The sequence below is a fragment of the Trinickia fusca genome, assembly GCF_003628145.1.
GTDB lineage: Bacteria > Pseudomonadota > Gammaproteobacteria > Burkholderiales > Burkholderiaceae > Trinickia > Trinickia fusca.
Genome location: NZ_RBZV01000003.1, coordinates 439,693 through 462,584 on the forward strand (window position 1 = coordinate 439,693; position 22,892 = coordinate 462,584).

20 protein-coding genes are annotated in these 22,892 nt (G+C 65.4%); 9 read left to right on the forward strand and 11 right to left on the reverse strand.

What is annotated here, in order from left to right:
• Positions 1–345 precede the first annotated feature (345 nt).
• From D7S89_RS11295 to D7S89_RS11305, 3 genes are read left to right on the forward strand one after another with little or no spacing between them, the layout of a single operon-like run.
• Positions 346–1,227 (forward strand): N-formylglutamate amidohydrolase, encoded by an 882-nt coding sequence (locus tag D7S89_RS11295; protein WP_121277935.1) that lies wholly within the window; start codon positions 346–348, stop codon positions 1,225–1,227.
• A gap of 21 nt (positions 1,228–1,248) precedes the next feature.
• Positions 1,249–2,019 (forward strand): IclR family transcriptional regulator, encoded by a 771-nt coding sequence (locus tag D7S89_RS11300; protein ID WP_121277737.1) that lies wholly within the window; start codon positions 1,249–1,251, stop codon positions 2,017–2,019.
• Between the two features lie 59 nt (positions 2,020–2,078).
• A complete protein-coding gene (locus D7S89_RS11305; RefSeq protein ID WP_121277738.1) occupies positions 2,079–3,524 on the forward strand; it encodes an SLC13 family permease in 1,446 nt (481 codons plus the stop codon).
• 70 nt (positions 3,525–3,594) lie between these two features.
• On the opposite strand, the gene D7S89_RS11310 is transcribed toward D7S89_RS11305, so the two are convergent.
• Entirely contained in the window at positions 3,595–4,086 is a 492-nt protein-coding gene (locus tag D7S89_RS11310) for a cupin domain-containing protein (RefSeq protein ID WP_121277739.1), read from the reverse strand.
• A gap of 233 nt (positions 4,087–4,319) precedes the next feature.
• Here D7S89_RS11310 and D7S89_RS11315 point away from each other — a divergent pair, with 233 nt between their 5' ends.
• Positions 4,320–7,910, forward strand: coding sequence for an indolepyruvate ferredoxin oxidoreductase family protein (locus tag D7S89_RS11315; protein WP_121277740.1), 3,591 nt, complete (start codon positions 4,320–4,322; stop codon positions 7,908–7,910).
• Between the two features lie 86 nt (positions 7,911–7,996).
• On the opposite strand, the gene D7S89_RS11320 is transcribed toward D7S89_RS11315, so the two are convergent.
• The 3 genes from D7S89_RS11320 to D7S89_RS11330 all read right to left on the reverse strand — a co-directional run bounded on the left by D7S89_RS11320 (position 7,997) and on the right by D7S89_RS11330 (position 12,341).
• Positions 7,997–9,139, reverse strand: a complete 1,143-nt coding sequence (locus D7S89_RS11320; RefSeq protein ID WP_245982831.1) for a branched-chain amino acid ABC transporter substrate-binding protein — start codon at positions 9,137–9,139, stop codon at positions 7,997–7,999.
• Positions 9,140–9,460: 321 nt separating this feature from the next.
• Positions 9,461–10,756 (reverse strand): EAL domain-containing protein, encoded by a 1,296-nt coding sequence (locus D7S89_RS11325; protein ID WP_121277936.1) that lies wholly within the window; start codon positions 10,754–10,756, stop codon positions 9,461–9,463.
• Positions 10,757–11,033: 277 nt separating this feature from the next.
• A complete protein-coding gene (locus tag D7S89_RS11330) occupies positions 11,034–12,341 on the reverse strand; it encodes a solute carrier family 23 protein (protein ID WP_121277742.1) in 1,308 nt (435 codons plus the stop codon).
• A 254-nt stretch (positions 12,342–12,595) separates the two neighbouring features.
• Here D7S89_RS11330 and D7S89_RS11335 point away from each other — a divergent pair, with 254 nt between their 5' ends.
• A complete protein-coding gene (locus D7S89_RS11335; RefSeq protein ID WP_121277743.1) occupies positions 12,596–13,012 on the forward strand; it encodes a hypothetical protein in 417 nt (138 codons plus the stop codon).
• Positions 13,013–13,034: 22 nt separating this feature from the next.
• On the opposite strand, the gene D7S89_RS11340 is transcribed toward D7S89_RS11335, so the two are convergent.
• The gene (locus D7S89_RS11340; RefSeq protein ID WP_245982804.1) at positions 13,035–13,433 is read right to left on the reverse strand and encodes a cupin domain-containing protein; all 399 of its coding nucleotides are present in this window, start codon (positions 13,431–13,433) and stop codon (positions 13,035–13,037) included.
• 162 nt (positions 13,434–13,595) lie between these two features.
• Here D7S89_RS11340 and D7S89_RS11345 point away from each other — a divergent pair, with 162 nt between their 5' ends.
• The gene (locus D7S89_RS11345; RefSeq protein ID WP_121277745.1) at positions 13,596–15,029 is read left to right on the forward strand and encodes an aminotransferase-like domain-containing protein; all 1,434 of its coding nucleotides are present in this window, start codon (positions 13,596–13,598) and stop codon (positions 15,027–15,029) included.
• Between the two features lie 223 nt (positions 15,030–15,252).
• Positions 15,253–16,167: a LysR family transcriptional regulator gene (locus tag D7S89_RS11350; protein WP_121277746.1), complete on the forward strand. Its 915-nt coding sequence runs from the start codon at positions 15,253–15,255 to the stop codon at positions 16,165–16,167.
• 107 nt (positions 16,168–16,274) lie between these two features.
• Here the strand turns inward: D7S89_RS11350 and D7S89_RS11355 are convergent, their stop codons facing one another.
• From D7S89_RS11355 to D7S89_RS11375, 5 genes are all read right to left on the reverse strand, one after another.
• Positions 16,275–16,550, reverse strand: coding sequence for a type II toxin-antitoxin system RelE/ParE family toxin (locus D7S89_RS11355; protein WP_121277747.1), 276 nt, complete (start codon positions 16,548–16,550; stop codon positions 16,275–16,277).
• On the reverse strand, positions 16,537–16,995 hold the full coding sequence (locus tag D7S89_RS11360) for an antitoxin PaaA2 family protein (protein WP_121277748.1): 459 nt from the start codon (positions 16,993–16,995) through the stop codon (positions 16,537–16,539). The genes D7S89_RS11355 and D7S89_RS11360 overlap by 14 nt, the downstream gene beginning before the upstream one ends.
• A 109-nt stretch (positions 16,996–17,104) precedes the next feature.
• A complete protein-coding gene (locus D7S89_RS11365) occupies positions 17,105–17,899 on the reverse strand; it encodes an SDR family NAD(P)-dependent oxidoreductase (RefSeq protein ID WP_121277937.1) in 795 nt (264 codons plus the stop codon).
• A 62-nt stretch (positions 17,900–17,961) separates the two neighbouring features.
• Positions 17,962–18,675 carry an SDR family oxidoreductase gene (locus D7S89_RS11370; protein ID WP_121277749.1) on the reverse strand — a complete coding sequence of 238 codons (714 nt, stop codon included), beginning with the start codon at positions 18,673–18,675 and terminating at the stop codon, positions 17,962–17,964.
• A gap of 27 nt (positions 18,676–18,702) precedes the next feature.
• Positions 18,703–19,269: an ester cyclase gene (locus D7S89_RS11375; RefSeq protein WP_121277750.1), complete on the reverse strand. Its 567-nt coding sequence runs from the start codon at positions 19,267–19,269 to the stop codon at positions 18,703–18,705.
• Positions 19,270–19,532: 263 nt separating this feature from the next.
• Between D7S89_RS11375 and D7S89_RS11380 the strand changes: the two genes are divergently transcribed.
• Together D7S89_RS11380 and D7S89_RS11385 are read left to right on the forward strand one after the other, a co-directional pair.
• Positions 19,533–19,970: a universal stress protein gene (locus D7S89_RS11380; RefSeq protein WP_342766893.1), complete on the forward strand. Its 438-nt coding sequence runs from the start codon at positions 19,533–19,535 to the stop codon at positions 19,968–19,970.
• 195 nt (positions 19,971–20,165) lie between these two features.
• Positions 20,166–22,316 (forward strand): hypothetical protein, encoded by a 2,151-nt coding sequence (locus tag D7S89_RS11385; RefSeq protein ID WP_121277751.1) that lies wholly within the window; start codon positions 20,166–20,168, stop codon positions 22,314–22,316.
• An 82-nt stretch (positions 22,317–22,398) separates the two neighbouring features.
• Here the strand turns inward: D7S89_RS11385 and D7S89_RS11390 are convergent, their stop codons facing one another.
• Positions 22,399–22,827 (reverse strand): helix-turn-helix domain-containing protein, encoded by a 429-nt coding sequence (locus tag D7S89_RS11390; protein WP_121277752.1) that lies wholly within the window; start codon positions 22,825–22,827, stop codon positions 22,399–22,401.
• Positions 22,828–22,892 lie beyond the last annotated feature (65 nt).

The window sequence follows — 22,892 nt, forward strand, 5'->3', positions numbered from 1 at the left end:
ATTAATCTGATTATTTGTTTTATTCAATAAAACACTGTGTTATTAATTATTTCTAAAGCAGAAATTTCACGTCAAGCGAACTGGCATCATGGTTAGCCCTCGTTGACTTCCTTGCCCGGCTAAAACGGTTTTACGAGCTAAAACACTGCCAACTTCACCCTTCTTCACGCTTAATCATCAAACTCGCCCACTCGACAAAAAACTTGACCGCGCATAAGGGCCATCGTTAAATATTGATACGTTGTTTTAATGAATGAAACGTGAGCGTGATATCGATTTCGATTCATCGACGCCTCCGACGCCCTCAGACCGACTGGAACCCTCGCCGTGACGCTTGACCGCAACATGCCTGGCCCGCTCTCCACCGACGCGTTGTTCGTGACGCAACCCGCCCCCGGCACCAACGCGCTGCCGATCGTGTTCGATTCGCCGCATAGCAGCGCGGGTATGCCGGCCGATTTCGGGACCCACGCGCCGCGCGAGGCGATCCTCTCGTCATGGGATGCGTTCGTCGACGAGCTGTGGACGGGCGTGCCCGAACACGGCGGCGTGCTGATCGGCGCCCGCTTCACCCGCGCGTACATCGACGCCAATCGCGCGCTCGCCGACATCGACGCGGAGCTGCTCGCCGAACCGTGGCCCGAGCCGCTCTCACCGGAGCCCTACACGAAGCGCGGCATGGGGCTGATCCGCCGCTATGCGCTGCCGGGCGTGCCGCTGTACGCGCGCAAGCTCACCCTCGCCGAAGTGCGGCATCGCATCGACGCGTACTACCGGCCCTACCGCGCCGCGCTCGGCAGCGCGATCGACGAGGCCGCCTGCGCACACGGCGCCGTGTGGCACGTGAACTGCCATTCGATGAAATCGCGCGGCAATGCGATGAACGTCGATGCGGGACAGGCACGCCCCGACGTCGTCGTCAGCGACCGGCTCGGCACGAGCGCCGAGCCAGCGTTCACCGAGTGGGTGGCCGCGCAGCTTCGCGAAGCAGGCCTCACGGTGCGCGTGAACGATCCGTATCAAGGCGGTGATCTGGTGCGCACGTTCGGCGATCCCGCGCGCAGGCGGCACAGTATCCAGATCGAATTGAATCGCGCGCTTTATATGGACGAAACGGCGTTCGTGCCGCATGCCGGCTTCGCCGATCTGAAACGCACGCTCGATGCGTTCGCGCAGCGACTCGCCGAACACGTGCGCGAGCAGTTGGCCGCCGGACAGCCGCAATAGGAATAGGAGCCAGGAGCTGGGATGAACTACATCGTCGATTCGGTCGACAGCGCGCTGAAACTGCTGTCCTACGTCGCCGAACATCCGGGGCTCGGCGTGACCGAGCTCGCGAACGGCATCGGCATCAACAAGTCGCGTGCCTATCGCATGCTGTGCACGCTCGAGCTGCATCGCTTCGTCGTGCTCGACGCGCGCAGCGCGACTTATTCGCTGGGGCCGCAGGCTTTCGTGCTCGGCGTGGCCGCGCAGCAGCAGAACGCGCTCGTGCGCGCGGCGCACCGCCACATGCTCGCGCTCAATCAGGCCATCAACGAAACGGTCGTGCTGCGCGTGCGCGAAGGGCTCGAATCCGTCTGTGTCGCCCGCTGCGAAACGACCCATCAAGTGCGTGCCGTGGGCGCCGTCGGCAACCGGCGGCCCCTCAACACGGGAGCCTCCGGCAAAGTGCTGCTCGCTTTTGCCCCTGACGCCGTGCGGGCCGACTTTCTCGCGCGCATGAAGAAGCTGCCCCAAGCCGGCGAGGCCATCGTGCTTCAGCTGACCGAAGAGCTCGACGCGGTCGCGCGCAAGGGCTATGCGGTCAGCGTCGGCGAAGTGACGGCCGGCGCCGTCGCCATCGCCGTGCCCGTGCGCGACATGACGGGTAACGTGATCGCTTCGCTGAGCATCTCGGGCCCCGAGATGCGTATCAGCCGCATCGAGATTCCCGACTACCTCGAACGGCTTACTGCGTGCAGCCGCACGATTTCGGCCGAACTCGGTTACAGTGCGCCCGCGGGCGCCATCGCGTGAGCGCACGACCCAACGTGCGAGCCCGCCACCAGAATAATGAGGACCGCTAAGAGGACGACATGAACCTTGACACCACCGCCGCCCCCTCCGAGGAGCCCGTCGCCCACCCGCGCGGCCGGCTGCTGCACCCTGTCGTCGTGATGCTGTGGGTACTCGCCGTCGCGCTCACGATGACGTACTTCATCGACGCAGGTCACTTCGACCGGCAGAACAAGCTCGTCGTCCCGGGCACCTATCACGTCGTGCCGAAGACGGCGACCTTGAGCGCGCTCGTCGCACCATCGGTCACGCAAAGCACGGGCGAGCATGCCGCGCCGGCCAGCCTCGTGTCGGTGTTCTACGCGATGCCGAGCGGGCTCGTGAAGCACGCACCGTTGATCGTCATGGTGATGTTCGTCGGCGGCATGTTCGGCGTCATGCGCAAGACCGGCGCCATCGACGCCGGCATCGACCGGCTCATCGAGGTGACGGGCGGCAACGTCTATCTGCTCGCCCCGCTCCTGATGGTGCTGCTCGGGCTCGGCAGCACGCTGCTCGGCTTCATCTCCGAGTATCTGGTCCTGATCCCCATCGTGATCGTGCTCGCGCGACGGCTCGGCCTCTCGGACCTGTTCGCGCTCGGATTGGTCGCGATCTCGGCGAAGATCGGGTACCTGGCGTCGGTCACGAACCCGCTCTCGCTCGCCATCGCGCAACCGATCGCGGGCGTGCCGCTGTTTAGCGGCATCGGACTGCGCGTCGCCGTATTCGTCGTGTTCCTCGGGCTCGGCATCGCCTATCTGCTCTATGACGTGAAACGCAGCGGCTATCGCGTCGCGGCTGCACGCGCGGCGCTCGCCGATGCGACCCACACGCATGCGCGCCTCACGCGACGCCATCAGGCCACGCTCGTCGTGCTCGCGCTGGCAGCCGCGATGCTCGTGATCGGCACACGTCAATGGAAGTGGGGCAACGTCGAGCTGGCCGCATTCTATGCGTTCGTCAGCATGGTGACGGCCGTGATCGGCCGGCTCGATACGCAAAGCGCAGCCGACGCGTTCGTCGACGGCATGAAGGGCATGGTGCTCGCGAGCCTCTTGATCGGCCTCGCTTCGTCGGTCGAAGCCGTGCTGCAAGGCAGCCTCGTGCTCGACACGCTGATCAACTACTTCACGAAGCTCGCCAACGGACAATCGCCGGTATGGGTCGCCAACGGCCTGCTGTTCGTGCAGATGCTGCTCGACGTGTTCATTCCTTCCGTGTCGGGCAAAGCGGCCGTCAGCATGCCGATCATCAGCCCGATCGCGCAGCTGACGGGCGTCAGCGGCCAGACGTCGGTGCTCGCGCTGATCCTCGGCGGCGGGCTCACCAATCTCGTGACGCCCACCTCGGGCCTGCTGCTCGCCTATCTCGCGACGGCACGCGTCGGCTATGGCGAGTGGCTGCGCTTCGTGCTGCCGCTGTTCCTCGTGCTGCTCGTACTGTCGATGCTGACGATGACGCTCGCCGTCACGATCGGCTACTGATCGGCTACTCATACACGGCGCGGCCGCCGCCCGTCGGCAAGGCCTCGGGCGCGCCGCGCTGGCGTGACGGCTAGCGCTGGCGATCGGGCTTGCCGTCGTGCGGCCCCATTTCGCGCGCGGGCCAGTCGACCCAGCGATCCTTGCGCGTGGCCTCGTACGCCTCGTTCCTCGGATAGCGGATGCGGTTGGCTTCGAGCGGACGATCGCCGATCACGAGCAGTTTCACCTCATCGTCCGTGTTGTTGATGAAGGTATGGCAAATACCGGTGCCGGGCACGAACGCGACCGATTCGCCCGGCGAGAGCCGGTGCAGATGGCCGTCGACCCACACGTCGGGCGTGCCCTCGAGCACGAAGATGAACTCTTCTTCGAGGCTTTCGCAGTGCGGGTAAGACGTGCGGCGCCCCGGCAGCAGCCGCACATGGTTCACGGCGATGCGCGCGAGCCCCAGCTTGGTCCCGAGCGGAGCCGTGATGGCCATGAGCTCGGTGTCGCCGCGGTAATGGCTGTTGTCTTCGTTTTCCAGCTCGGTCCAATGACGAATGAAGCTTGGGCGTTCCATCGCATGTCCTCTCAATTTTTGGGTAGGGAAAACCAGAACGACGAGTGTACTGGGAAAAATTTCACTCGAACATGGCCAAATTAGCGCAAAAATCGGCGGCCAATCATGCGCTTCAGAGCCATATAGCAAAAATCCTCCCGGATAGCGGCTAAAGAATAGAGCCTTCATTGCCGGGGGCGACGCGGGGGACAAACGCGCGGCCTCGACCGCCGAGACAGAACAGGAGACTTCCCATGACCGCCCGCCTGCCGACCGACGGCACGCCTGCCCTATCCGATTACCGGCTCACCGATAATCTCACCGCCACCCGCGGCCGCATCTTCCTGACGGGCACGCAGGCGCTCGTGCGCATCATGCTGACGCAGCGCCAGCTCGATGCGGCGCGCGGCATGAACACGGCGGGCTTCGTGAGCGGCTATCGCGGCTCGCCGCTCGGCATGGTCGACCAGCAGATGTGGAAGGCGAGGAAGCTGCTCGACGCGGCCGACGTCCGCTTTCTGCCCGCGATCAACGAAGAGCTCGGCGGTACGGCCGTGCTCGGCACGCAGCGTGTCGAGGCCGACCCCGAGCGCACCGTCGATGGCGTGTTCGCGATGTGGTACGGCAAGGGCCCCGGCGTCGACCGCGCCGCCGATGCGCTCAAGCACGGCAACGCGTACGGCTCGTCGCAGCACGGCGGCGTGCTCGTCGTGGCCGGCGACGATCACGGCTGCGTGTCGTCGTCGATGCCGCACCAGAGCGACTTCGCGATGATCGCGTGGCACATGCCGATCGTGAACCCGTCGAACGTGGCCGAGATGCTCGAGTTCGGCGCCTACGGCTACGCCCTGTCGCGCTTTTCGGGCGCGTGGGTCGGCTTCAAGGCGATTTCGGAGACCGTCGAGTCGGGTTCGACCGTCGATCTCGATGCGCTGACGACCGTCTGGGACGCGCCCGAAGGCTACGCCACGCCGGCCGGTGGCCTGCACAACCGCTGGCCCGACCTGCCGAGCCTCACGATCGAAGCGCGGCTCGCCGCCAAGCTCGACGCCGTGCGCCATTTCGCACGCACGAACAGCATCGACAAATGGATCGCGCCGAGCCCGCGTGCGAACGTCGGCATCATCACCTGCGGCAAGGCCCACCTCGACCTGATGGAAGCGCTGCGGCGGCTCGATCTGAGCGTGGCCGATCTCGACGCGGCCGGCGTGCGTATCTACAAGGTCGGCCTGTCGTTCCCGCTCGAAATGACGCGCCTCGACACGTTCGTCGAAGGCTTGAGCGAAGTGCTCGTGATCGAGGAGAAAGGGCCCGTCGTCGAGCAGCAGATCAAGGACTATCTCTACAACCGCGACGCAGCCACGCGCCCGGCCGTGATCGGCAAGCACGACGCGAACGGCGCGCTGCTGCTGTCGTCGCTCGGCGAGCTGCGTCCGTCGCGCGTGCTGCCCGTGTTCGCGCAATGGCTCGCGCGCCACAAGCCGGCGCTCGATCGCCGCGAGCGCGTCGTCGATCTCGTCGCGCCGCAGATCCTCTCGAATGCGGCTGACGCAGTGCGCCGCACGCCGTACTTCTGCTCAGGCTGCCCGCACAACACGTCCACCAAGGTGCCCGACGGCTCGATCGCGCATGCGGGCATCGGCTGCCACTTCATGGCCTCGTGGATGGACCGCGAGACGACCGGCCTGATTCAGATGGGCGGCGAAGGCGTCGACTGGGCCGCGCATTCGATGTTCACGAAGACGCGTCACGTGTTCCAGAACCTCGGCGACGGCACCTACTTCCACTCGGGCATTCTCGCGATTCGTCAGGCCGTCGCGGCCAAGACGAACATCACGTACAAGATCCTCTACAACGATGCGGTCGCGATGACGGGCGGGCAGCCCGTCGACGGCAGCATCTCGGTGCCGCAGATCGCGCGCCAGGTCGAGGCCGAGGGCGTCTCGCGCTTCGTCGTGGTCTCCGACGAACCCGAGAAGTACGACGGCCATCACGACCAGTTCCCGAAGGGCACGACGTTCCACCATCGTCGCGAGCTCGATGCCGTGCAGCGCGACCTGCGTGAAATCGACGGCGTAACGGTGCTCATCTACGACCAGACCTGCGCGGCCGAGAAGCGTCGCCGCCGCAAGAAGGGTGAGTTCCCCGATCCCGACAAGCGCCTGTTCATCAACGAGGAAGTCTGCGAAGGCTGCGGCGATTGCGGCGTGCAATCGAACTGCCTGTCGGTCGAGCCCGTCGAGACGCCGCTCGGCCGCAAGCGCCGCATCGATCAGTCTTCGTGCAACAAGGACTTCTCGTGCGTGAACGGTTTCTGCCCGAGCTTCGTGACGATCGAAGGCGGCAAGCTCAAGAAAGCCGCTGGCGCAGCATTCGACGAAGCGGCACTGGCCGCGCGCGTCGATGCGCTGCCGATGCCCGCGGGCAAGCTCGATGACGCACCGTACGACATTCTGGTGACCGGTGTCGGCGGCACGGGCGTCGTGACGGTCGGCGCGTTGATCAGCATGGCCGCCCACCTCGAAGGCAAGAGCGCCTCGGTGCTCGACTTCATGGGCTTCGCGCAAAAGGGCGGCTCGGTGCTCTCGTTCGTGCGCTTCGCCTCCCATGACCAATGGCTGAACCAGGTGCGCATCGACACGCAGCAGGCCGACATGCTGCTCGCTTGCGACATGGTCGTCGGCGCAAGTGCCGATGCGCTGCAGACGGTGCGACGCGGACGCACGCGCATCGTCGTCAACACGCACGCGATTCCGAACGCGTCGTTCGTGCAGAACCCGGACGCGAACCTGCACGCCGATGCGCTGATCGACAAGATGCGCCATGCGGCAGGCGACGAGTTCATGTCTTCGTGCGATGCCCAGGCGCTCGCTGCGAAGTTCCTCGGCGATACGATCGGCGCGAACATCCTGATGCTCGGCTACGCGTGGCAGCTCGGCCTCGTGCCCGTGTCGCACGCCGCTTTGATGCGCGCGATCGAGCTCAACAACGTGGCCGTGCCGATGAACAAGCTCGCGTTCTCGGTCGGCCGCCTCGCAGCCGGCGATGCCGCGGCGCTCGATGCGCTGTGGAACGCGCGGCGGGCAACGCGCACCGCGGCCGAAGGGTCGCCGGTCGAAACGCTCGACGCGCTGATCGCCGATCGTGAAGCGCGCCTGGCGGCCTACGGCGGCGCACGCTACGTCGAGCGCTACCGCCAACTCGTTGCGCAGGCACGCGCGGCGCAAAACCGCGTGCAGGGCGAAAGCATTACGCGTGCAGTAGCGACGACGTTCTACCGGCTGTTGGCCGTGAAGGACGAATACGAAGTCGCGCGCCTGCACACCGATCCGGCATTCCGCACGGCACTCGAAGCGCAATTCGAAGGCAAGGCCGGCACGGACTTTCAGGTGAAGTTCAACCTCGCCCCGCCCGCGCTCTCGAAGGCCAAGGCTGGCGGCGTGCCGCGCAAGATGACGTTCGGGCAGTGGCTGTGGCCGGTGCTCGGCATGCTCGCGAAATGGCGCGGCCTGCGCGGTACGGCGCTCGATCCGTTCGGCCGCACGGTCGAACGCCGCATGGAGCGCGCGCTGGCGGACGATTACGAAACCACGATGGTGCGCGCGCTGGCGACGCTCGACACCTCGAATGCCGAAGACATCGCCAAGCTCGCCGAGCTGCATGTGCGCGTGCGCGGCTACGGGCACGTGAAGCTCGCGAACCTCGCCGGGGTCAAACATAGCGAGCGGGCGCTCGCGACGCGTCTGTCACTCGAGGCCGCGACGAGCCCTGCCGTACAGCAGGCGCTCGACGAGGCAAAAGGCGTGGGCACGTTGCGCGGCATTCCCGTCGTCGTCGCGAAGTAAGCAGTAGTCAACGAAACGAGGCGGCAAGCCAACGAGCAACGGGCGCGACGAACACGACGTCGCGCCCGTTTTTTTGGGGATGGGGGCTACTTCACCGCCACCCAATGCCCATTCGCATCGAGCCGGCTGTCCGCCGAGAATGCCCCGTTGCGCACCACCACGGTCATATAGACGGCCTTGGCGCGGTCGCCCTTGTCGTTGAACGTGATGTCGCCGGTCACGCCGTTGTAGCCCGACGCCTTGTGCAGCGCTAGCGCGATGTCCGCGGGACGCGTCGACTTGCCATCTGCGATCGCCTTGGCCGTCACGCCGATCGCGTCGTACTCGTAGACCGAATAGAGACCGGGTGCGTGCCCGTACGCTTTCGTGTAGTTGTCGATGAAGCCGCGGGCGCTCGGCAGGAACTGCGGCAGCGGCGAGGTCGACGCGTACATGCCGTTGGCCGCCCCGCTGGCCGTCTGCATCAGCGTCGGATCGGTCGTGCCGTCGCCCCCCATGAACGTGAACTTGTAGCCGAGCTGCCGCGCCTGCTTCACGAGCACCGCCGCTTCCGGGTAGTAGCCCGTGTAGAACAGCACATCGGGCTTGAGCTCGGCCACCTGCTTGAGCGTATCGCCGTAATCCTGCTGCCCCGGCGAGATGGCGCCTGCGTGGACCACGTCGACGCCCTCCTTCTTCAGCGCGGCGACGGTGGTCTCGGCCAGGCCCGTCGCGTAAGTGGTGCCGTCGTCGATGACGGCCGCGCGTTTGGCATGCAGCTTGTGTGCGACGAAGTTGGCCACGAACGGCCCTTGCTCGTCGTCGCGACCGATCACCCTGAACACCTCCTTGTAGCCCATGTCGGTCAGCTGCGGATTCGTCGACGCATCGAGCACGTAGGGCAGCCCCGCGCGATGAAATACCGCGAGCTCGGGCAGCGCCGCACTCGAGCAATAGCCGCCGACGACAGCCGCCACGCCCGCATCGGCGAGCTTTTGCGCGGCCTGTGTGGCCATATTGGCATCGCACTGGTCATCGGCCGGCACGATCTCGAGCTGCTTGCCGAGTACGCCGCCGGCCTTGTTGATCCTGTCGACGGCCAGCTTCGCCCCGTTCAGGATGTCCTGACCCGCATGCATGTAGCTGCCCGTCAGCGGCACCGGCACGCCGATCTTTATCGTCTCCTCACTGTGCGCGGCTACGGGCACGAGCGCGGCCGACACGCAACAAGCCGCCGCCAGCCGTAACATGCCGTCCACGCGAAGCGCTCCAACTTTCCGAACGATCATTTTGTAACTCCTGGTTCTGGGAAGGGACCGGCGCGTCCGGGCATGATCGCTGTGGAAAGCGTGGCGAACGAACGACGACGACCGTAAGCTCGCGGCGTGAAACGGGATGCGTCTGATCGGCCGCTCCGACCTGGGACCCGACCCGAAAGCGCTCGCTTCATGATAGGTGTCGCGGCGCACGAATCAAAGAAGCGCCGGGGAAACGCCGTACCCCGGCCGTGCTCACGCTTGCCAAGGAACGGACACGGTCGGGGAAACCGGGAGGGCCGGTGCAAGCGCGCTTCAGCGTGACGCTTCGTCGTCCTCGTGCCAGTCGATGTCGCCACACAGCACGCACAGACGCTCGCCCACGCGCACCGCGATCGACAGCGTCACGCAAGGCAGCGCTTCGTTGATCGACAGGTAGGGCCTGGTCGCCTGCACGCGCTCGGGTGTCTCGATCGCCGCTCGAAAGTAAGGCCGGCGCATCCAGTTCGCGCCCTGCGCGTCGGCCACGGGGAGAAAGCGGGCCTCGTTGCCGGCGCGGTCGAAGCGCAGCACGATGTTGCGGTCGGCCTGGCGCCCTTGCTCGTCGAGTAGAAAGCACCGCACCGCGTGATCCAGCGCGAGAAAATTCCAGCACACTTCCTCGAGCGGTTCGCCAGCTGACAGCCGCTCGCCCGCACGCGTGAACGCGCGCACGTACGGTGCCAGGCGGCTCGCCCGACGCCGCTCGCGCCGCTCGGTCTGCATGCGGTGGCGCTCGGCAAGGTCGGCAATGCGCGCGGCCGCATAGGCACGGTCGGCGAGCCCCGGCGCTGGCCGGCCGAAGAAGAAGCCCTGGACGAAATCGGCATCGCACGAAAACGCCAGCTGCGCATCCTGATCGGTTTCGACGCCCTCGATCAAGACGAGCTTGCCGGCCTCGTGCAGCAGCGTGACGAAGCCGGGCAGGATCGCGGCCGCCTCAGTGCGGTGAGCCGCATGCGACAGCATCATGCGATCGATCTTGACGATGTCGGGATCGATCTGCCAAATGCGTTCGAGATTCGAATCGCCGGCGCCGAAATCGTCGAGCGCAATCAGGAAACCTTGCTCGCGAAAGCGGCGCACTTCCTCGGCAAGTCTGTCGAGGTCCTGCGTGTGCGCCTCCTGCACCTCGAGCACGATGCGCCGCGGCGTCAACTCGAGGCGCGCCAGATGCGCCGCGAACGTGGCCTCGTGATACGAATCGCTGAGTGCGCCCGCATGCACGTTCAAGAACAGCCACTCACGCTCGGCCCCGAGCATCTTGAAGTTTTCGAGGTGCAGCGCGAGCGCGAGGCGATCGACGTGAAGCAGCTCGCCTTGCCGCGCCGCCGTACCGAACACGTCGAGCGGCGGCACCGCACAATCGAACACGTCATGCGCGCGCAACAGGCCTTCGTAGCCCACGGCGCGCAAGTGTGCGAGGCTGAAGATCGGCTGGAATACGCTCGTCAGTGTCAGATCGTGATGGCGCAGGGAGCAGCGCGGCGACCCCGAAGCCGTGTCGCACTCGAAACTCGGCGGCAGCCTCGTGCCGTTGCTCGTACTCGTATCCTGCAGCGAAGTCGTCATGGCAACCTCGGCAGGCATGCGTAGCGGGTAAGGAAAGCGCAGGGTCTCATCCTCGGCTCCTGAGTTCTGAACTCTAGTCTCAGTCGCCGTGAAAGCAAGGTCCGTGCGCGCTGCGGTGCAGCGTGCGTGTCCGCCCTGTGAGGCCGGCGCGTTGACCGAGTGCGAGGCGGGCTGCCCAAAGAAAGCGCTGCACCGTCACGGTGCAGCGCTAGCGGATCGGGGGAAAGGCGCGGAGCTCGGGCTCGGGCTCGGGCTCGGGCTCGGGCTCGAGGCGAGCTTAAAGGACGGGACCGCGCACCGCTTCGCGGCGCAGCAGCGCATAGAGCAGGATCGCGCCGAATGTAGCGGTGCCGATGCCGCCTAGCGCGAATGCGCCGAGCTTCAGAGAGAAGTCGCCCGCACCGACGACGAGCGTCACCGCCGCCACGATCAGGTTGCGGTTGTCGGAGAAATCGACCTTGTTGACGACCCAGATCCGCGCACCCGTCACGGCGATCAAGCCGAACACGACGATCGACACGCCGCCGAGCACCGGGCCCGGAATCGTTTGGATGATGGCGCCGAACTTCGGCGAAAAGCCCAGCACGAGCGCGATCAGCGCAGCCACGCCGAACACGAGCGTCGAGTAGATCTTCGTGACGGCCATCACACCGATGTTCTCGGCATAGGTCGTCACGCCGGTGCCCCCCGAAAAGCCCGAGACGATCGTGGCAAGTGCGTCGCCGACGAACGCGCGGCCGACGAAGCGGTCCAGGTTCTGCCCCGTCATCGCGCTGACGGCCTTGATGTGCCCGAGGTTCTCGGCCACGAGGATCACGGCGACCGGTGCGATCAGCGTCATCGCGTGCGCATCGAACACCGGCGAGGTGAAATGCGGCATGCCGAACCATGCAGCCTGCGCAACGATCGAGAAGTCAATCGGCTTGCCGAGGCCCAGACCGTTCGTGACGACCGCATAGATCGCATAGGCGATCACGAGGCCCACGAGGATCAACAGGCGTTGCACCATGCCGCGCGCGAACACGGCCACGACGCCGACGCACAGGACCGTCACGAGCGCCATCCACGAATCGAATGTCGACGCGCTCACGCCCTTGACCGCGATCGGTGCGAGATTCAGGCCGATGACCGCGACGATCGAACCCGTCACGACGGGCGGCATCAGCGTCTCGATCCATTTCGTGCCGACGGCCGCCACGATGAGCCCGATCACCGCATAGACGACGCCGCACGCGATGATGCCGCCCAGCGCAACCGGGATGTTCGGATTGGCGCCGTGGCCGGTGTAAGCCGTCACGGCGATGACAAGGCCGATGAACGAAAAGCTCGAACCGAGGTAGCTCGGCACTCGCCCGCCTACCAGCAGGAAGAAGATCAGCGTGCCGATGCCCGACATCAGGATGCACAGGTTCGGATCGAAGCCCATCAGCAGTGGCGCAAGTACGGTGGAGCCGAACATCGCGACGACGTGCTGGACGCCCATCGCGAACGTCTGCGGCCACGCCAGGCGTTCGTCAGGGCCGACTACGCGGCCCTCGACGGCGCGTGGCGCAAGGCGCCAGCGCGGGAAATAGGAATCGGCCATGGTCGTTGCGCTCCTTTGGCGGCGTGGGGGACACCGCTGCGTGGCGGCGCCTGGTTGTTGAAATCACGCGCGAGTTTACGGAGGGCAATCAGGACTGACAAGCGTTTAGACTTGTGTCCAGCGAGCGACAGCCGCGTGCCCGGGCAAACCAGTCGCACCAAGCGCCCGCCGTTGTCTTACGATAATCTTCTAGCTCGAGCCACGCGGCGATCGCCGGAAAATCTCGATGCGCCGCAGCAAAGAGGAGCGTTTCCATGAACGACCCGTACGAGCGCCGCGCGTTACTGCTTCATCTGGGCAGCGCGTTGCAGACATTGAGCCGGATCCTCGAACACGAAGGCAACGACGACACGATTGGCGAGCTCGTCGCGACCCAACCGTTCCTGTCGGACGTGCCGCTCATCGAGCACGTGATGGAGCGCATGACCGTGCGCGATTTCGCGGCTGGTCTGCTGCATGCGTTCTGCCTATGGCCGCAGCAGCTGCTCGAAGATTCGCTCGACTACGGTGCGCTGGCTTCGTCGGTGCGCGACCATCTGTTCGTCGGCAATCCGCGCGGGTGGGCAGCCTACCTGGCGACGGTGCGTCAGGACGTGCCGCGGTTCGGCGAAGGTCTCGCGCCGCTGAACGGCAGCAGCGCCCTGGCTGAGCGCGTACGCAAGCTCGCCTAGCCGGCCTACCCGAAGGCAGCGCTCACAGCCACATGTCGTTTTGCGCGGTACGCTCGTTGCGCGCGTCGCCGGTATTGAGCACGCCACATGGCTCGATCAGCATGATGCTCGCCTCATGCTCGGCGTAGGGCTTGTGCTCGACGCCCTTCGGCACGACGAACAATTCGCCCGCGCGGATGACCACCGGGCCGCCGCGCAGATCGATGCGGACTTCGCCGTCGATGACGAAAAACGTCTCGTCGGTGTCGGCGTGCGAGTGCCACACGAAGTCGCCGCAAATCTTGACGAGTTTGAACTGGTAGTCGTTCATCTGGGCCACGACGCGCGGCTTCCAGTGCTCGTCGATGCGTCCGAGCTTCTCGTCGAGGTTGACGACGTAACCTGTGCCCTGCGGGGCGCCTTCCATTCGATTCGGCAGCATTCGCTCAAGTCCTTTGTTGGTTGACGGCGAAAACCGATGGTAGCGGCCTGCATGCAACTACAACAGTCACAATTTCCGGCGACTTGGACCATAACAATTTCGCTTGGCGGACCCGCGCGCCAGCGCCGATAATCGGCGTTTGTTCCGCCGCCCCCGCCCGCCGTGAACGCAAGCGCTCCCCATCGCTACGAAAGACTCGCCGATCTGATCACGGGCATGATCGAGGTGGGCACGCTCGCGCCAGGCGAGCGGCTGCCATCGCTGCGCAACATCAGCGAGCAGCACGACATCAGCGTGTCGACCGCGCTGCAGGCATATCGGCTGCTCGAAGACCGCGGCGTGCTCGTCGCGCGGCCCCAATCAGGCTTCTATGTCAGCCATGCACGTCCCGGCGCACTCGCGCTGCCGTCGCGCTCGCGGCCACCCGCGAAGGCCGCGAACGTGTCGATCGCCGGCGTCGTGGCGACGCTGCTCGAACATGCGGCCGACACGACGCTCGTGCCGCTCGGCTGCGCCGTGCCCGATAGCGCGCTGCTCGAAGCGCACCGGCTCGATCGCGCGCTCGCGCACGCTGCGCGCACCAACGGCACGGCCTACAACGTCTACTCGGCACCACGCGGCGAGCTGCGGCTGCGCCAGGAGATCGCCAAGCGCGCGATGCGCTGGGGGCACGCCGTGTCGCCCGAGGACATCGTCGTGACGAGCGGCTGCACCGAAGCGCTGGCACTGGCGCTGGCCTCGCTGACCGAACATGGCGACACCGTTGCGATCGAATCGCCCACTTACTTCGGGCTCCTGCACACGCTCGAGGTGCTTGGCCTGAAGGCCTTCGAGCTGCCGACCGATCCGACTAGCGGCGTCGATGTGGCCGCGCTCGAACGCCTGCTCGCGACCGAAACGGTAGCCGCGTGCGTGCTGTCGTCGAGCTTCAACAACCCGCTCGGCTCGACGATCCCCGAGGCCGGCAAGCGGCAGCTGCTGCGGCTGCTCGAGACGCACGCGGTGCCGCTGATCGAGGACGATATCTACGGCGACATCTACTTTGGACGCGAACGTCCGAAGCCGTTCATCGCGCTCGAGGGCGGCGCAAACACTGTCTATTGCAGTTCGTTCTCGAAGAGCCTCGCACCGGGTTATCGCGTGGGCTGGGTCATGACCGGCGCGCTGATGCCGCGCATCGTCGAACGCAAGTTCGGCTTCAGCTTGACGAGTGCAGTGCTGCCGCAAGTCGCGCTGGCTGAATTTCTGACGTCGGGTGGCTACGACCAGCATCTGCGCCGCATCCGTCGCCTCTTCCAGGACAACCTTGCGCGCATGACGAGCGCGATCGAAGCCAGCTTTCCGGCCGGCACGCGCGTGAGCCGCCCTGACGGCGGTTTCGTGCTGTGGGTCGAGTTACCCAAGCGCCTCGATACACGCGCGCTGTTCGACGATGCCCTCGAGGCCGGTATCTGCTTCGCGCCTGGCGACGTGTTCTCGGCCAGCCGGCGGTTTCGTCATTGCCTGCGCCTGAGCGCCGGACACGTCTGGAACACGTCGATCGACGAGGGTGTTCGCAAGCTCGGCGCACTCGCGCAGGCAGCGCTCAGTCGCTGAACGTCCAGCGTCCTTCACGCGGCGTAACGGGCGCGAACGCGCGCCGCCGCACCGGTCGACAATCGAAATCTCACCTTAACGGTGTTCCGGCGCACCTCGCGCAAATTGCTCCGCAGCCGTGAAAGCCTCGCCAGATAAGGCGCTGCACGCGGACGCGCAAATTCTTCGTTTTTTTGAGAGAATACAGCACCCGAATCCACTCACCTTTCCAGGATCGAGAAGAATGAAGCCGACGACGATCGACAGCCTGCCCGCCCTTGTCTCGTTCGCACACGTCGTGGCGGCGGGCAGCCTGTCGGCTGCGGCGCGCGAGCTCGATCTGCCGCTATCGGTCGTCAGCAAGCGGCTCGCTCAACTCGAAACGAACCTCGGCGTGCGGCTCATTCAGCGCACGACGCGCCGCCAGACGCTCACCGAGGAAGGCGAGCTGTTTCACGCGCAGGTGGTGCGCATCCTCGACGAAGTCACGCAGGCCGAGGCGCTCGTGACGGCGAGGCGCCAGGAAGTGAGCGGGTTGCTCAAGATGACGGCGCCGCGCCAGTTCGGTCGTCGTCGCCTCACGCCGCTCGTGGCCGAGTTTCAACGCGCGCATCCGAAGCTGGCCGTGCAGCTCGAACTGACCGATTCCATCGTCGATCTGATCGACGGCGGCTATGACCTGGCGATCCGCTTCGGCAGCCTGGATGACTCGTCGCTGATCGCGACGCCGCTCGCGCCGAACTTTCGTGTGTTGTGCGCCTCGCCCGCTTATCTCGCGGAGTTCGGCGTGCCGCGCGGACCATCCGACCTTGCTGCGCACCGCTGCATCCTGAATGGGGATCAGCCTCGCGCCGAATGGCGATTCGAAGGCGATGAGGCGATCAGCGTGCGCGTGACGGGGGCGTCAATCACGAACGACGGCGAGGCAGCGCATCAGTTCGCGCTCGAAGGCGCGGGGATTGCGTTCAAATCGATCTGGGACGTCGGCGACGATCTGCTCGAAGGACGGCTGCGCCGCGTGTTGCCGGAGTTGTCGCTGTCGGCAGCGCCGCTGCACGCGATCTACGCGCACAGCAAGCACCTGGCGCCGCGCGTGCGCGTGTTCGTCGATTTCTTGCGAGAGCGACTGACGAACGCGTGGCGGTGGGATCGGGTTTGAGGGGGATTGGTGCGTTCTGTCGGTTCACTGTGGCAGACGCACTAAAAGGTTAAGCCGTAGAGTCGAGCGCTCAAACCGCGAAGCGGTGATTTCCGCATTCAGCTCGGTCACGGCCACTGCTGCCGCGCATGCTTCACGCGGAGAATCGTTACCGCCTCGTCGTTCGCGCGATAGAAAACGACATAGTTGCGGTGAACAACCATTTCTCGCGTGCCGCGAACGCGGCCGACGCGATAGAGCGTGGGTCGCGAGCGCAGCGCCTCCGCCTTCGAGTGAATCTTCTGCAAGAGCTCGAGCGCGGCATCGGGGTTATCTTCGCCGATATATTCGACGATCTCGAACAAGTCTGCTTCGGCAAGCGGTCGCCATTCAAGCCTTCGCACGCTTGCCCTTTCCCATTGCCGCGATGCGTGCCTGTGCCTTCTTCATTACCTCGCTATGCTCGATGCTCGGGCGCGGATCATCGATCGCTTCCTTCACCTGCGCCCGCACCCACTTCTCGTAGGCTGCCGCACTAGCGTGCGTTTGCCGCATCGCTTGCGCACGATCGGGCCGGCTCTTGCGTTCGGACTCGGTCTCGTCTGGCCGCCATGCCTCGAGCGAAAACCGCCCGTTGTATAAACCGAGCTCGAGGATTACCTCGAGTGCTTTAGCCGGATTGCGGAACACACGCGGCCGTCGGTCGTTCGACGTGACGAGCATCGCGGTGCCAGCCGCGCGAGTCTCGAGCTCGACGTAAAAGGAGCCGTGGTCGGCACGCAGGATGGCCGATAACACCCCACCCGCATGAGCGGCAGCCCTCGCCTGCGACACGTCTAGCATTTCCATTTCACGACCTATAATTAAATCAGCCACGATCAATTATAGATCGTTCACAAACGGGCTCCAAATCAAGGTTGATACAGATTGCATCGAAGGCCGCATCGCATCAGACAAATCAGACGATGCTGTCGACCACCCCACCATCGACGCGCAATGCAGCCCCCGTCGTAGCCGAAGCCTGCGGCGAGCACGTATAGACGACGAGATTCGCCACTTCCTCGACCGTAGCCGCGCGTTGCAGGATCGAGCTCGAACGATGCGCGCGCACGAATTCAGCCGCGGCCTCTTCGACGGTTTTCCCCGAGCGCTCGGCATCGTCCTTCAGCAGCGCCTGCACGCCGTCCGACAACGTCGGCCCAGGCAGTACCGAGTTGACGGTCACACGCGTGCCGGTTGCGACCTTCGCCAGGCCACGCGCGATAGCAAGTTGCGCCGTCTTCGTCATGCCGTAGTGAATCATGTCGGCCGGAATGTTGAGCGCCGACTCCGACGAGATGAACACCACGCGCCCCCAGTCGCGTTCGAGCATGCCCGACATGTAGTGCCGCGCGAGGCGCACCCCCGACATCACATTGGTCTGGAAGAAGCGCTCCCATTCGGCATCCTCGATGTCGAAGAACGGCTGCATCGCGTAGATGCCGGCGTTGTTGACGAGAATGTCGACCGACGGCACCGCGCCGCGCACGCGCGCAGCCCCCTCTGCCGTGGCCAGATCGGCCGCCACGCCCGCCACGCTCGCGCCAGGCACTTCAGCACGCAACTGTGCGACCGCGCGCTCGACCGAAGCCTCGCTGCGACCGTTCAGCACCGTATGCGCGCCGGCCCGGGCCAGCCCTGTCGCGATCGCAAAGCCAATGCCGGCCGTCGAAGCGGTAACGAGCGCAGTCTTGCCGGTCAAATCGATATGCATGGATACCTCCATTGAATCCGAATGAAAGAAACACGAGCCTCAAAGGCATCGGCGGATAGCAGTCAGGCGATCGCGCCGCCGCCGTCGACCAGCACCGTCGAGCCCGTGGCATAAGGCGTCGTCGCGAGATACACGACGGCGTTGGCGATATCTTCGGCCTGTCCGACGCGACGTGCAGGCAACCGCGCAGCGGCGCCGTCGTACAGGCCCTGCCGCGCCTCGTCGGACAGCTTGTCCCATAGCGGCGTAGCGATGAGGCCCGGCGAAACGGTATTGACGCGGACAGGCGAGAGCTCGAGCGCCAACCCGCGCGCCAGCGCTTCGAGCGCGGCATTGATCGCGCCTTGCAGCACCGAGGTCTTGCTCGGGCGCACGCTCAGGAAGCCCGAGATCAGCGTCAGCGAGCCGCCCTCGTCGATACGCGCCGCACGCGCGACGCGATAGGCGCCCCAGAACTTGCTGTCCATCGCGGCATAGGCATCGGCCAGCGCAAGCTGCCGCACAGGTCCGGTCGGCGTTTGAGCGGCCGAGACGACGACATGACGGAACGGCCCGCGCTCGGCGAAGAACCGTTCGACGTCGGCCTCATCGGACGTATCGACCACGGCCGTGCGGACGGGCAGGCCGATGCGTACGGCGGCCGCCGCCAGCTTGACCTCGTTGCGCGAGGCAATCGTAACGTCGGCGCCGAGCGCCGCGAAAGCCTTGGCCGTGGCTTCACCGATGCCGGAGCTACCGCCGACGACGAGCACTGGGAGGGATGCGAGCGATGACATGATTCGATCCTTTATCGGTAAGCGGGGTTACTTGGCGACGACGCCGAGTTGCTGCAGGAACGTCAGGTTGTCCTCGATGTGCCAGTTCTCGGCAATGCGACCATCGGCGATGCGGTAGACGTCGGTGGCGATGAAGTCGATCGGCTGCCCCTTGCCTTGCACACCCTTGAACTGCCCCGTGAAGTGGCCGGTGAAATGCAGATGCGCGACGACACGATCGCCTGCCACGATCATCTGTTCGACGTCGCAATGGATGTCGGGCACGGCCGCATGCACGAACTTCGCCGCCGCGAGCGGGCCGGCGAGCCCCTGCGGACGACCAGGCGGCAGCGTGCGGTCGGCGAAGTCGGGTGCGAGTGCGGCTTGCTCGAGCGCGGCATCGCCGGTCGTCCAGAACGTCGCATAGCGACGCGCGGCGAGGATCTGCGCTTGCGCCTGTGCGGGCGCCAGGCTCGCATCGACGAGCAGCGTGTGCGGCTCGGCGAGCTGCGGAGCATCGGTTGCCGCAAGCGCCGGCATCGTCAGCGCGGCCGAAAGGATGGCGGGCAAGAGCCGGCTCCACCGGTGAGCGCGAGAGGCAAAAGCGAGCGACATGTTTTCTCCGTGTGGAAGCGAGGCGGCACCGTTTGCGTGAATCGCGTGAGCGGTGCGGTGGCCTGTGGAAAGAGCCTCCATGCTAAGTTTTCCGATATCGGTGAAATAGACCTTTGAGGAGAATTTATCTTTTCCAATATGAGAAGGATCGTCCATCCACGCAGCGCGCATACGCGTTAACGCAACGTTTACGAGGCCGCGCCGTTCTTTTGCCGCACGTTGACGTCCGCTTTGCTCAAATGCAGGTATCGAAACACGGGCCATTGTCCGAATGGCCGCGCACGATGCTCAAACTGCTGATCCCGATCGTCGAGCCGCACGGCGCGGCGCTGGCCGCCCAGTACGCGGCTGCGATGTTCCTGCGCCACTGCGCCTGTGAAGTCGAGCTGCTCGAAGTGCTCGAACCGATCGATGTCGGCCGTGCGTCGGCGTTTCACTCGCGCAGTCAATTGCAGCGGCGCGAGAAACGCTCGATGTTGAGTGGATTGTTGGCGACGCGCGCGATCCTCGAACGCGCGGGCGTACCGTGCACGAGCCGACGCGTGTTCGGCGAGCCCGCGCCGACGATCGCGGCTTACGCCTCACAGATGCAATCGGACATCGTCGTCATCGACGCGAGCCACGTCGGCCTCTGGCGCCGGTTCGCGATGCTCGCACGCCTGTGGCAGCTCACACGCAAGCCCGTCACGATGCTTCGCTGAACACCCTCTCCCTGCCTTCCCCCGCCCTTCCGGCTCATCGCACCCGACTGCGCCCTTCCCCGCCCTCCGACGTGCATGACATGCACCATCGGCATGGCAGAGCTCCCCACCTACACAAAGATCTGCGGCCCATAAGCGCTACGGCTAAAATTGCCGTCCGCTCAACGTTTCCTTTTGCGAATCAAACCAATAACAATGCCGCCAAGAAACCTCATCGCCGCCGCCTGCCTGGCAGCGTGCGTCGCCGCCGCGCCCGCACGTGCCCAGCTCGTCCATACGGCGTACCCGGACGAGGCGCCGACCAATACCTACCGCTCCTATGCGCACGGCAATCTCGGCGTGCTGTCGGAGCACTACGGCCGGCTCACCCTGATCACCGCCTATCGCGTGCTGACCGGCAAGCCGCTGACCGACCGCGATCTCGGCTACCTCGTCGCCGCGCCCGATACTTGGGAATACGACAACGACGACCGCGACCATTGGGAAAAAGCGCGCGACGCCGTGCTCGGCGAGCAGAAGCCCTGGGACGTCGACGACTACAACAATCCGGCCAATCCCTGCCACGGCGATGCATTCCGCACGGCAACCAGCCAGCTCGAATCGTTGAAGAAGCAGTACGGGGTGACCGACGATGTGCGCGACTGGGCCCATGCGCAAACGGTCGTGTTTGCAAACTGCACGAAGGCGGGCAAGGGCAGCATGCCGGTCGCGCTGTCGTCGGAAGCGCCGCAATGGCTCAAGGATGCGCGCACGTACCAGCTCGCCGCCGCCACCTACTACGCTGGCAAACGCGAGGATGCCAGCGCGATGTTTGCCGCGATCGCGGCCCAACCCGAGTCGCCGTGGCATGCGATGGCCGCCTACACGGTCGATCGCATCGCGTTCGACGAGGCCCTTGCCAAGACGAGCGCCGAGCGCGTCGATGCGCTCACGCAGCTCGCTCAGACCGTCAGCGCGCAAGAGGCAGCCGCGAGTGGCGTCGACAAGGCGCGTCTGCATTCGCTCGCGCGCCACATCGCGTTCGAGCAGGAGCCCGAGGACGAACTGCGCCGCATCGAGAACGCGATTGCGACCGAAGCCTGGACGCCCGACACCGTGCAGGACCTGAAGGACTACCTGTTTGCGGCCAATCACGAGGACGAGGGGAGCGTCGACTGGCGGCGCCACCTCGTGCAGATCGCGGGCAAGAGCAGCATGACCGCGTGGATCACGGCCGTGCAGAGCGCATGGGACAGCAAGACGGCCTCCGCTGCATTCGCCGATTCGCTGTATCAGTGGCACGTGACGCAAAGCAACGTCTGGCTCGTGCCGACGCTGATGAACGCCTCGAGCCCGCTCGAGCTGCCGGCCGATGTCGCGACCGCCGCCGCGGCCGTGCCCGACAACGACCCGGCCTTCGCCACGCTGCAATATCAGCTGCTGCGGCTGCGCGATGTGGGCATTCGCGCTGCGCGTGCAGCCGGCAAGGACACGCGCCCGCTCGAACTCGCGATCGCCGCCGACGCGCAAAAGCTGCTCGACAAGGAAGCACGCCACTTTCCCGAACGCAGCCTCAATCTGATCCATCGCATCCGCGCAACCTATGCGCGCGACCCCAAGACGTATGTCGCGAACGCATGGATGGAGGCAGCCGAGGAGTCGCCGCTCAAGCCGGGCTCGGACAAGCAGGCGCGCACCGCGGGCTTCGCCGACGAATTCGCCAAGCAAATGAACCTGCGCATGCCGGTCGACAAGCTTGTCGCGTTGTGGCGTGTCGGCGCGGGTGGCAGCGACCCGTCGCACCTGGCGCTGACGAATATGTTGTGGATGCGCGCGGCGCTTTTGCACCGCAACGACGTGACGCTGCTCCTCGCCGACGACTTCAAGCGGTTCAATCCGGCGATCGCCGACGATGTCGATGCCTATGTGAAGGCCAGCGGCCCCGACGATCAACTGTTCCGCTTGACGGCTATCGCGCTCGAACAGCCCTCGCTGTCGGCGTTACTGGCCGATAGCGGCTGGGTATCGTCCGAGTTGGCACCCAGCACCGGCGACACCAAGTTGGGCTCGAGCAACCACGAGCAGCCTGCTCCCGTGCTGTTTCAGAGCAAAGCCGACGAGCAGCAAGCCGCGCGCGAACTCGCCGAACTGTCTGGCATGTCGGGCGGCGTGGCTTACTTCGGCAATGCGCTCGTCGCACACGTGAAGCACCATCCGTTCAGCCTGCGCAACGCGCACTTGCTGGCCAGCCTCGTCGAAGACTCGCGCGGTGCCGATGAAACGAAGATTTCTCGTGCCGCGTTCCGCCTGCTGCATCACTGGTACTTCTTCACGCCGGCGGCTCACGCCACGAAGTATTACTACTGAGCCAATGAGCTCATGAGCCGCGTGCTGCTGCGTTCGCGCGGACGCAGCAGCACCGAGAATCCGGTGTGCCGCGCGGGTTGCCCTAACGCTGCGGCGCCCGCTTCCTGCGCGCGCCGAGCGCACCGGACGCCGCGGCACGGAGGATTCGACGAAACTTGGGGCATTCCATGTGGCTCGGTGCGGAGCAGACCGCGGCGTGTCGCAGGCCGTCGCGAACGGCGCTCAGCTCGCGGATCGTCTTGTCCAGTTCGTCCGCCTTGGCCGCGAGCCTCTGCCGGTCGATGTGCGGCTGGCCGTCCGGCGCGAACACGAGCGCAATCTCGTCGAGCGAGAAGCCAGCGGTGCGCCCGAGCGCGATCAACGCCAACCGATCCAGCACACCGGCGTCGAACAGGCGGCGCAGCCCTCGCCTGCCACTGGAAGCGATCAGCCCCTTTTCCTCGTAGAACCGCAGCGTGGAGGCCGGCACGCCCGATCGCTGCGCCACCTCGGCAATGTCCAGATGTGTCATCGGCTGCCCCCTTGACCTCAAGTCGACTTGAACCGGCACAGTTTAGCTTCCGCGTCACGAGCGCA

Excerpts from the sequence above, each read along its gene's own strand:
- D7S89_RS11385 (WP_121277751.1), top strand. The coding sequence starts at position 20,166 with ATGCCGCCAAGAAACCTCATCGCCGCCGCCTGCCTGGCAGCGTGCGTC.
- D7S89_RS11330 (WP_121277742.1), bottom strand. The coding sequence starts at position 12,341 with ATGGCCGATTCCTATTTCCCGCGCTGGCGCCTTGCGCCACGCGCCGTC.
- D7S89_RS11335 (WP_121277743.1), top strand. The coding sequence starts at position 12,596 with ATGAACGACCCGTACGAGCGCCGCGCGTTACTGCTTCATCTGGGCAGC.
- D7S89_RS11320 (WP_245982831.1), bottom strand. The coding sequence starts at position 9,139 with ATGTTACGGCTGGCGGCGGCTTGTTGCGTGTCGGCCGCGCTCGTGCCC.
- D7S89_RS11350 (WP_121277746.1), top strand. The coding sequence starts at position 15,253 with ATGAAGCCGACGACGATCGACAGCCTGCCCGCCCTTGTCTCGTTCGCA.
- D7S89_RS11325 (WP_121277936.1), bottom strand. The coding sequence starts at position 10,756 with ATGACGACTTCGCTGCAGGATACGAGTACGAGCAACGGCACGAGGCTG.
- D7S89_RS11370 (WP_121277749.1), bottom strand. The coding sequence starts at position 18,675 with ATGTCATCGCTCGCATCCCTCCCAGTGCTCGTCGTCGGCGGTAGCTCC.
- D7S89_RS11315 (WP_121277740.1), top strand. The coding sequence starts at position 4,320 with ATGACCGCCCGCCTGCCGACCGACGGCACGCCTGCCCTATCCGATTAC.
- D7S89_RS11295 (WP_121277935.1), top strand. The coding sequence starts at position 346 with ATGCCTGGCCCGCTCTCCACCGACGCGTTGTTCGTGACGCAACCCGCC.
- D7S89_RS11390 (WP_121277752.1), bottom strand. The coding sequence starts at position 22,827 with ATGACACATCTGGACATTGCCGAGGTGGCGCAGCGATCGGGCGTGCCG.
- D7S89_RS11305 (WP_121277738.1), top strand. The coding sequence starts at position 2,079 with ATGAACCTTGACACCACCGCCGCCCCCTCCGAGGAGCCCGTCGCCCAC.
- D7S89_RS11360 (WP_121277748.1), bottom strand. The coding sequence starts at position 16,995 with ATGGAAATGCTAGACGTGTCGCAGGCGAGGGCTGCCGCTCATGCGGGT.
- D7S89_RS11365 (WP_121277937.1), bottom strand. The coding sequence starts at position 17,899 with ATGCATATCGATTTGACCGGCAAGACTGCGCTCGTTACCGCTTCGACG.
- D7S89_RS11340 (WP_245982804.1), bottom strand. The coding sequence starts at position 13,433 with ATGCTGCCGAATCGAATGGAAGGCGCCCCGCAGGGCACAGGTTACGTC.
- D7S89_RS11375 (WP_121277750.1), bottom strand. The coding sequence starts at position 19,269 with ATGTCGCTCGCTTTTGCCTCTCGCGCTCACCGGTGGAGCCGGCTCTTG.
- D7S89_RS11310 (WP_121277739.1), bottom strand. The coding sequence starts at position 4,086 with ATGGAACGCCCAAGCTTCATTCGTCATTGGACCGAGCTGGAAAACGAA.
- D7S89_RS11300 (WP_121277737.1), top strand. The coding sequence starts at position 1,249 with ATGAACTACATCGTCGATTCGGTCGACAGCGCGCTGAAACTGCTGTCC.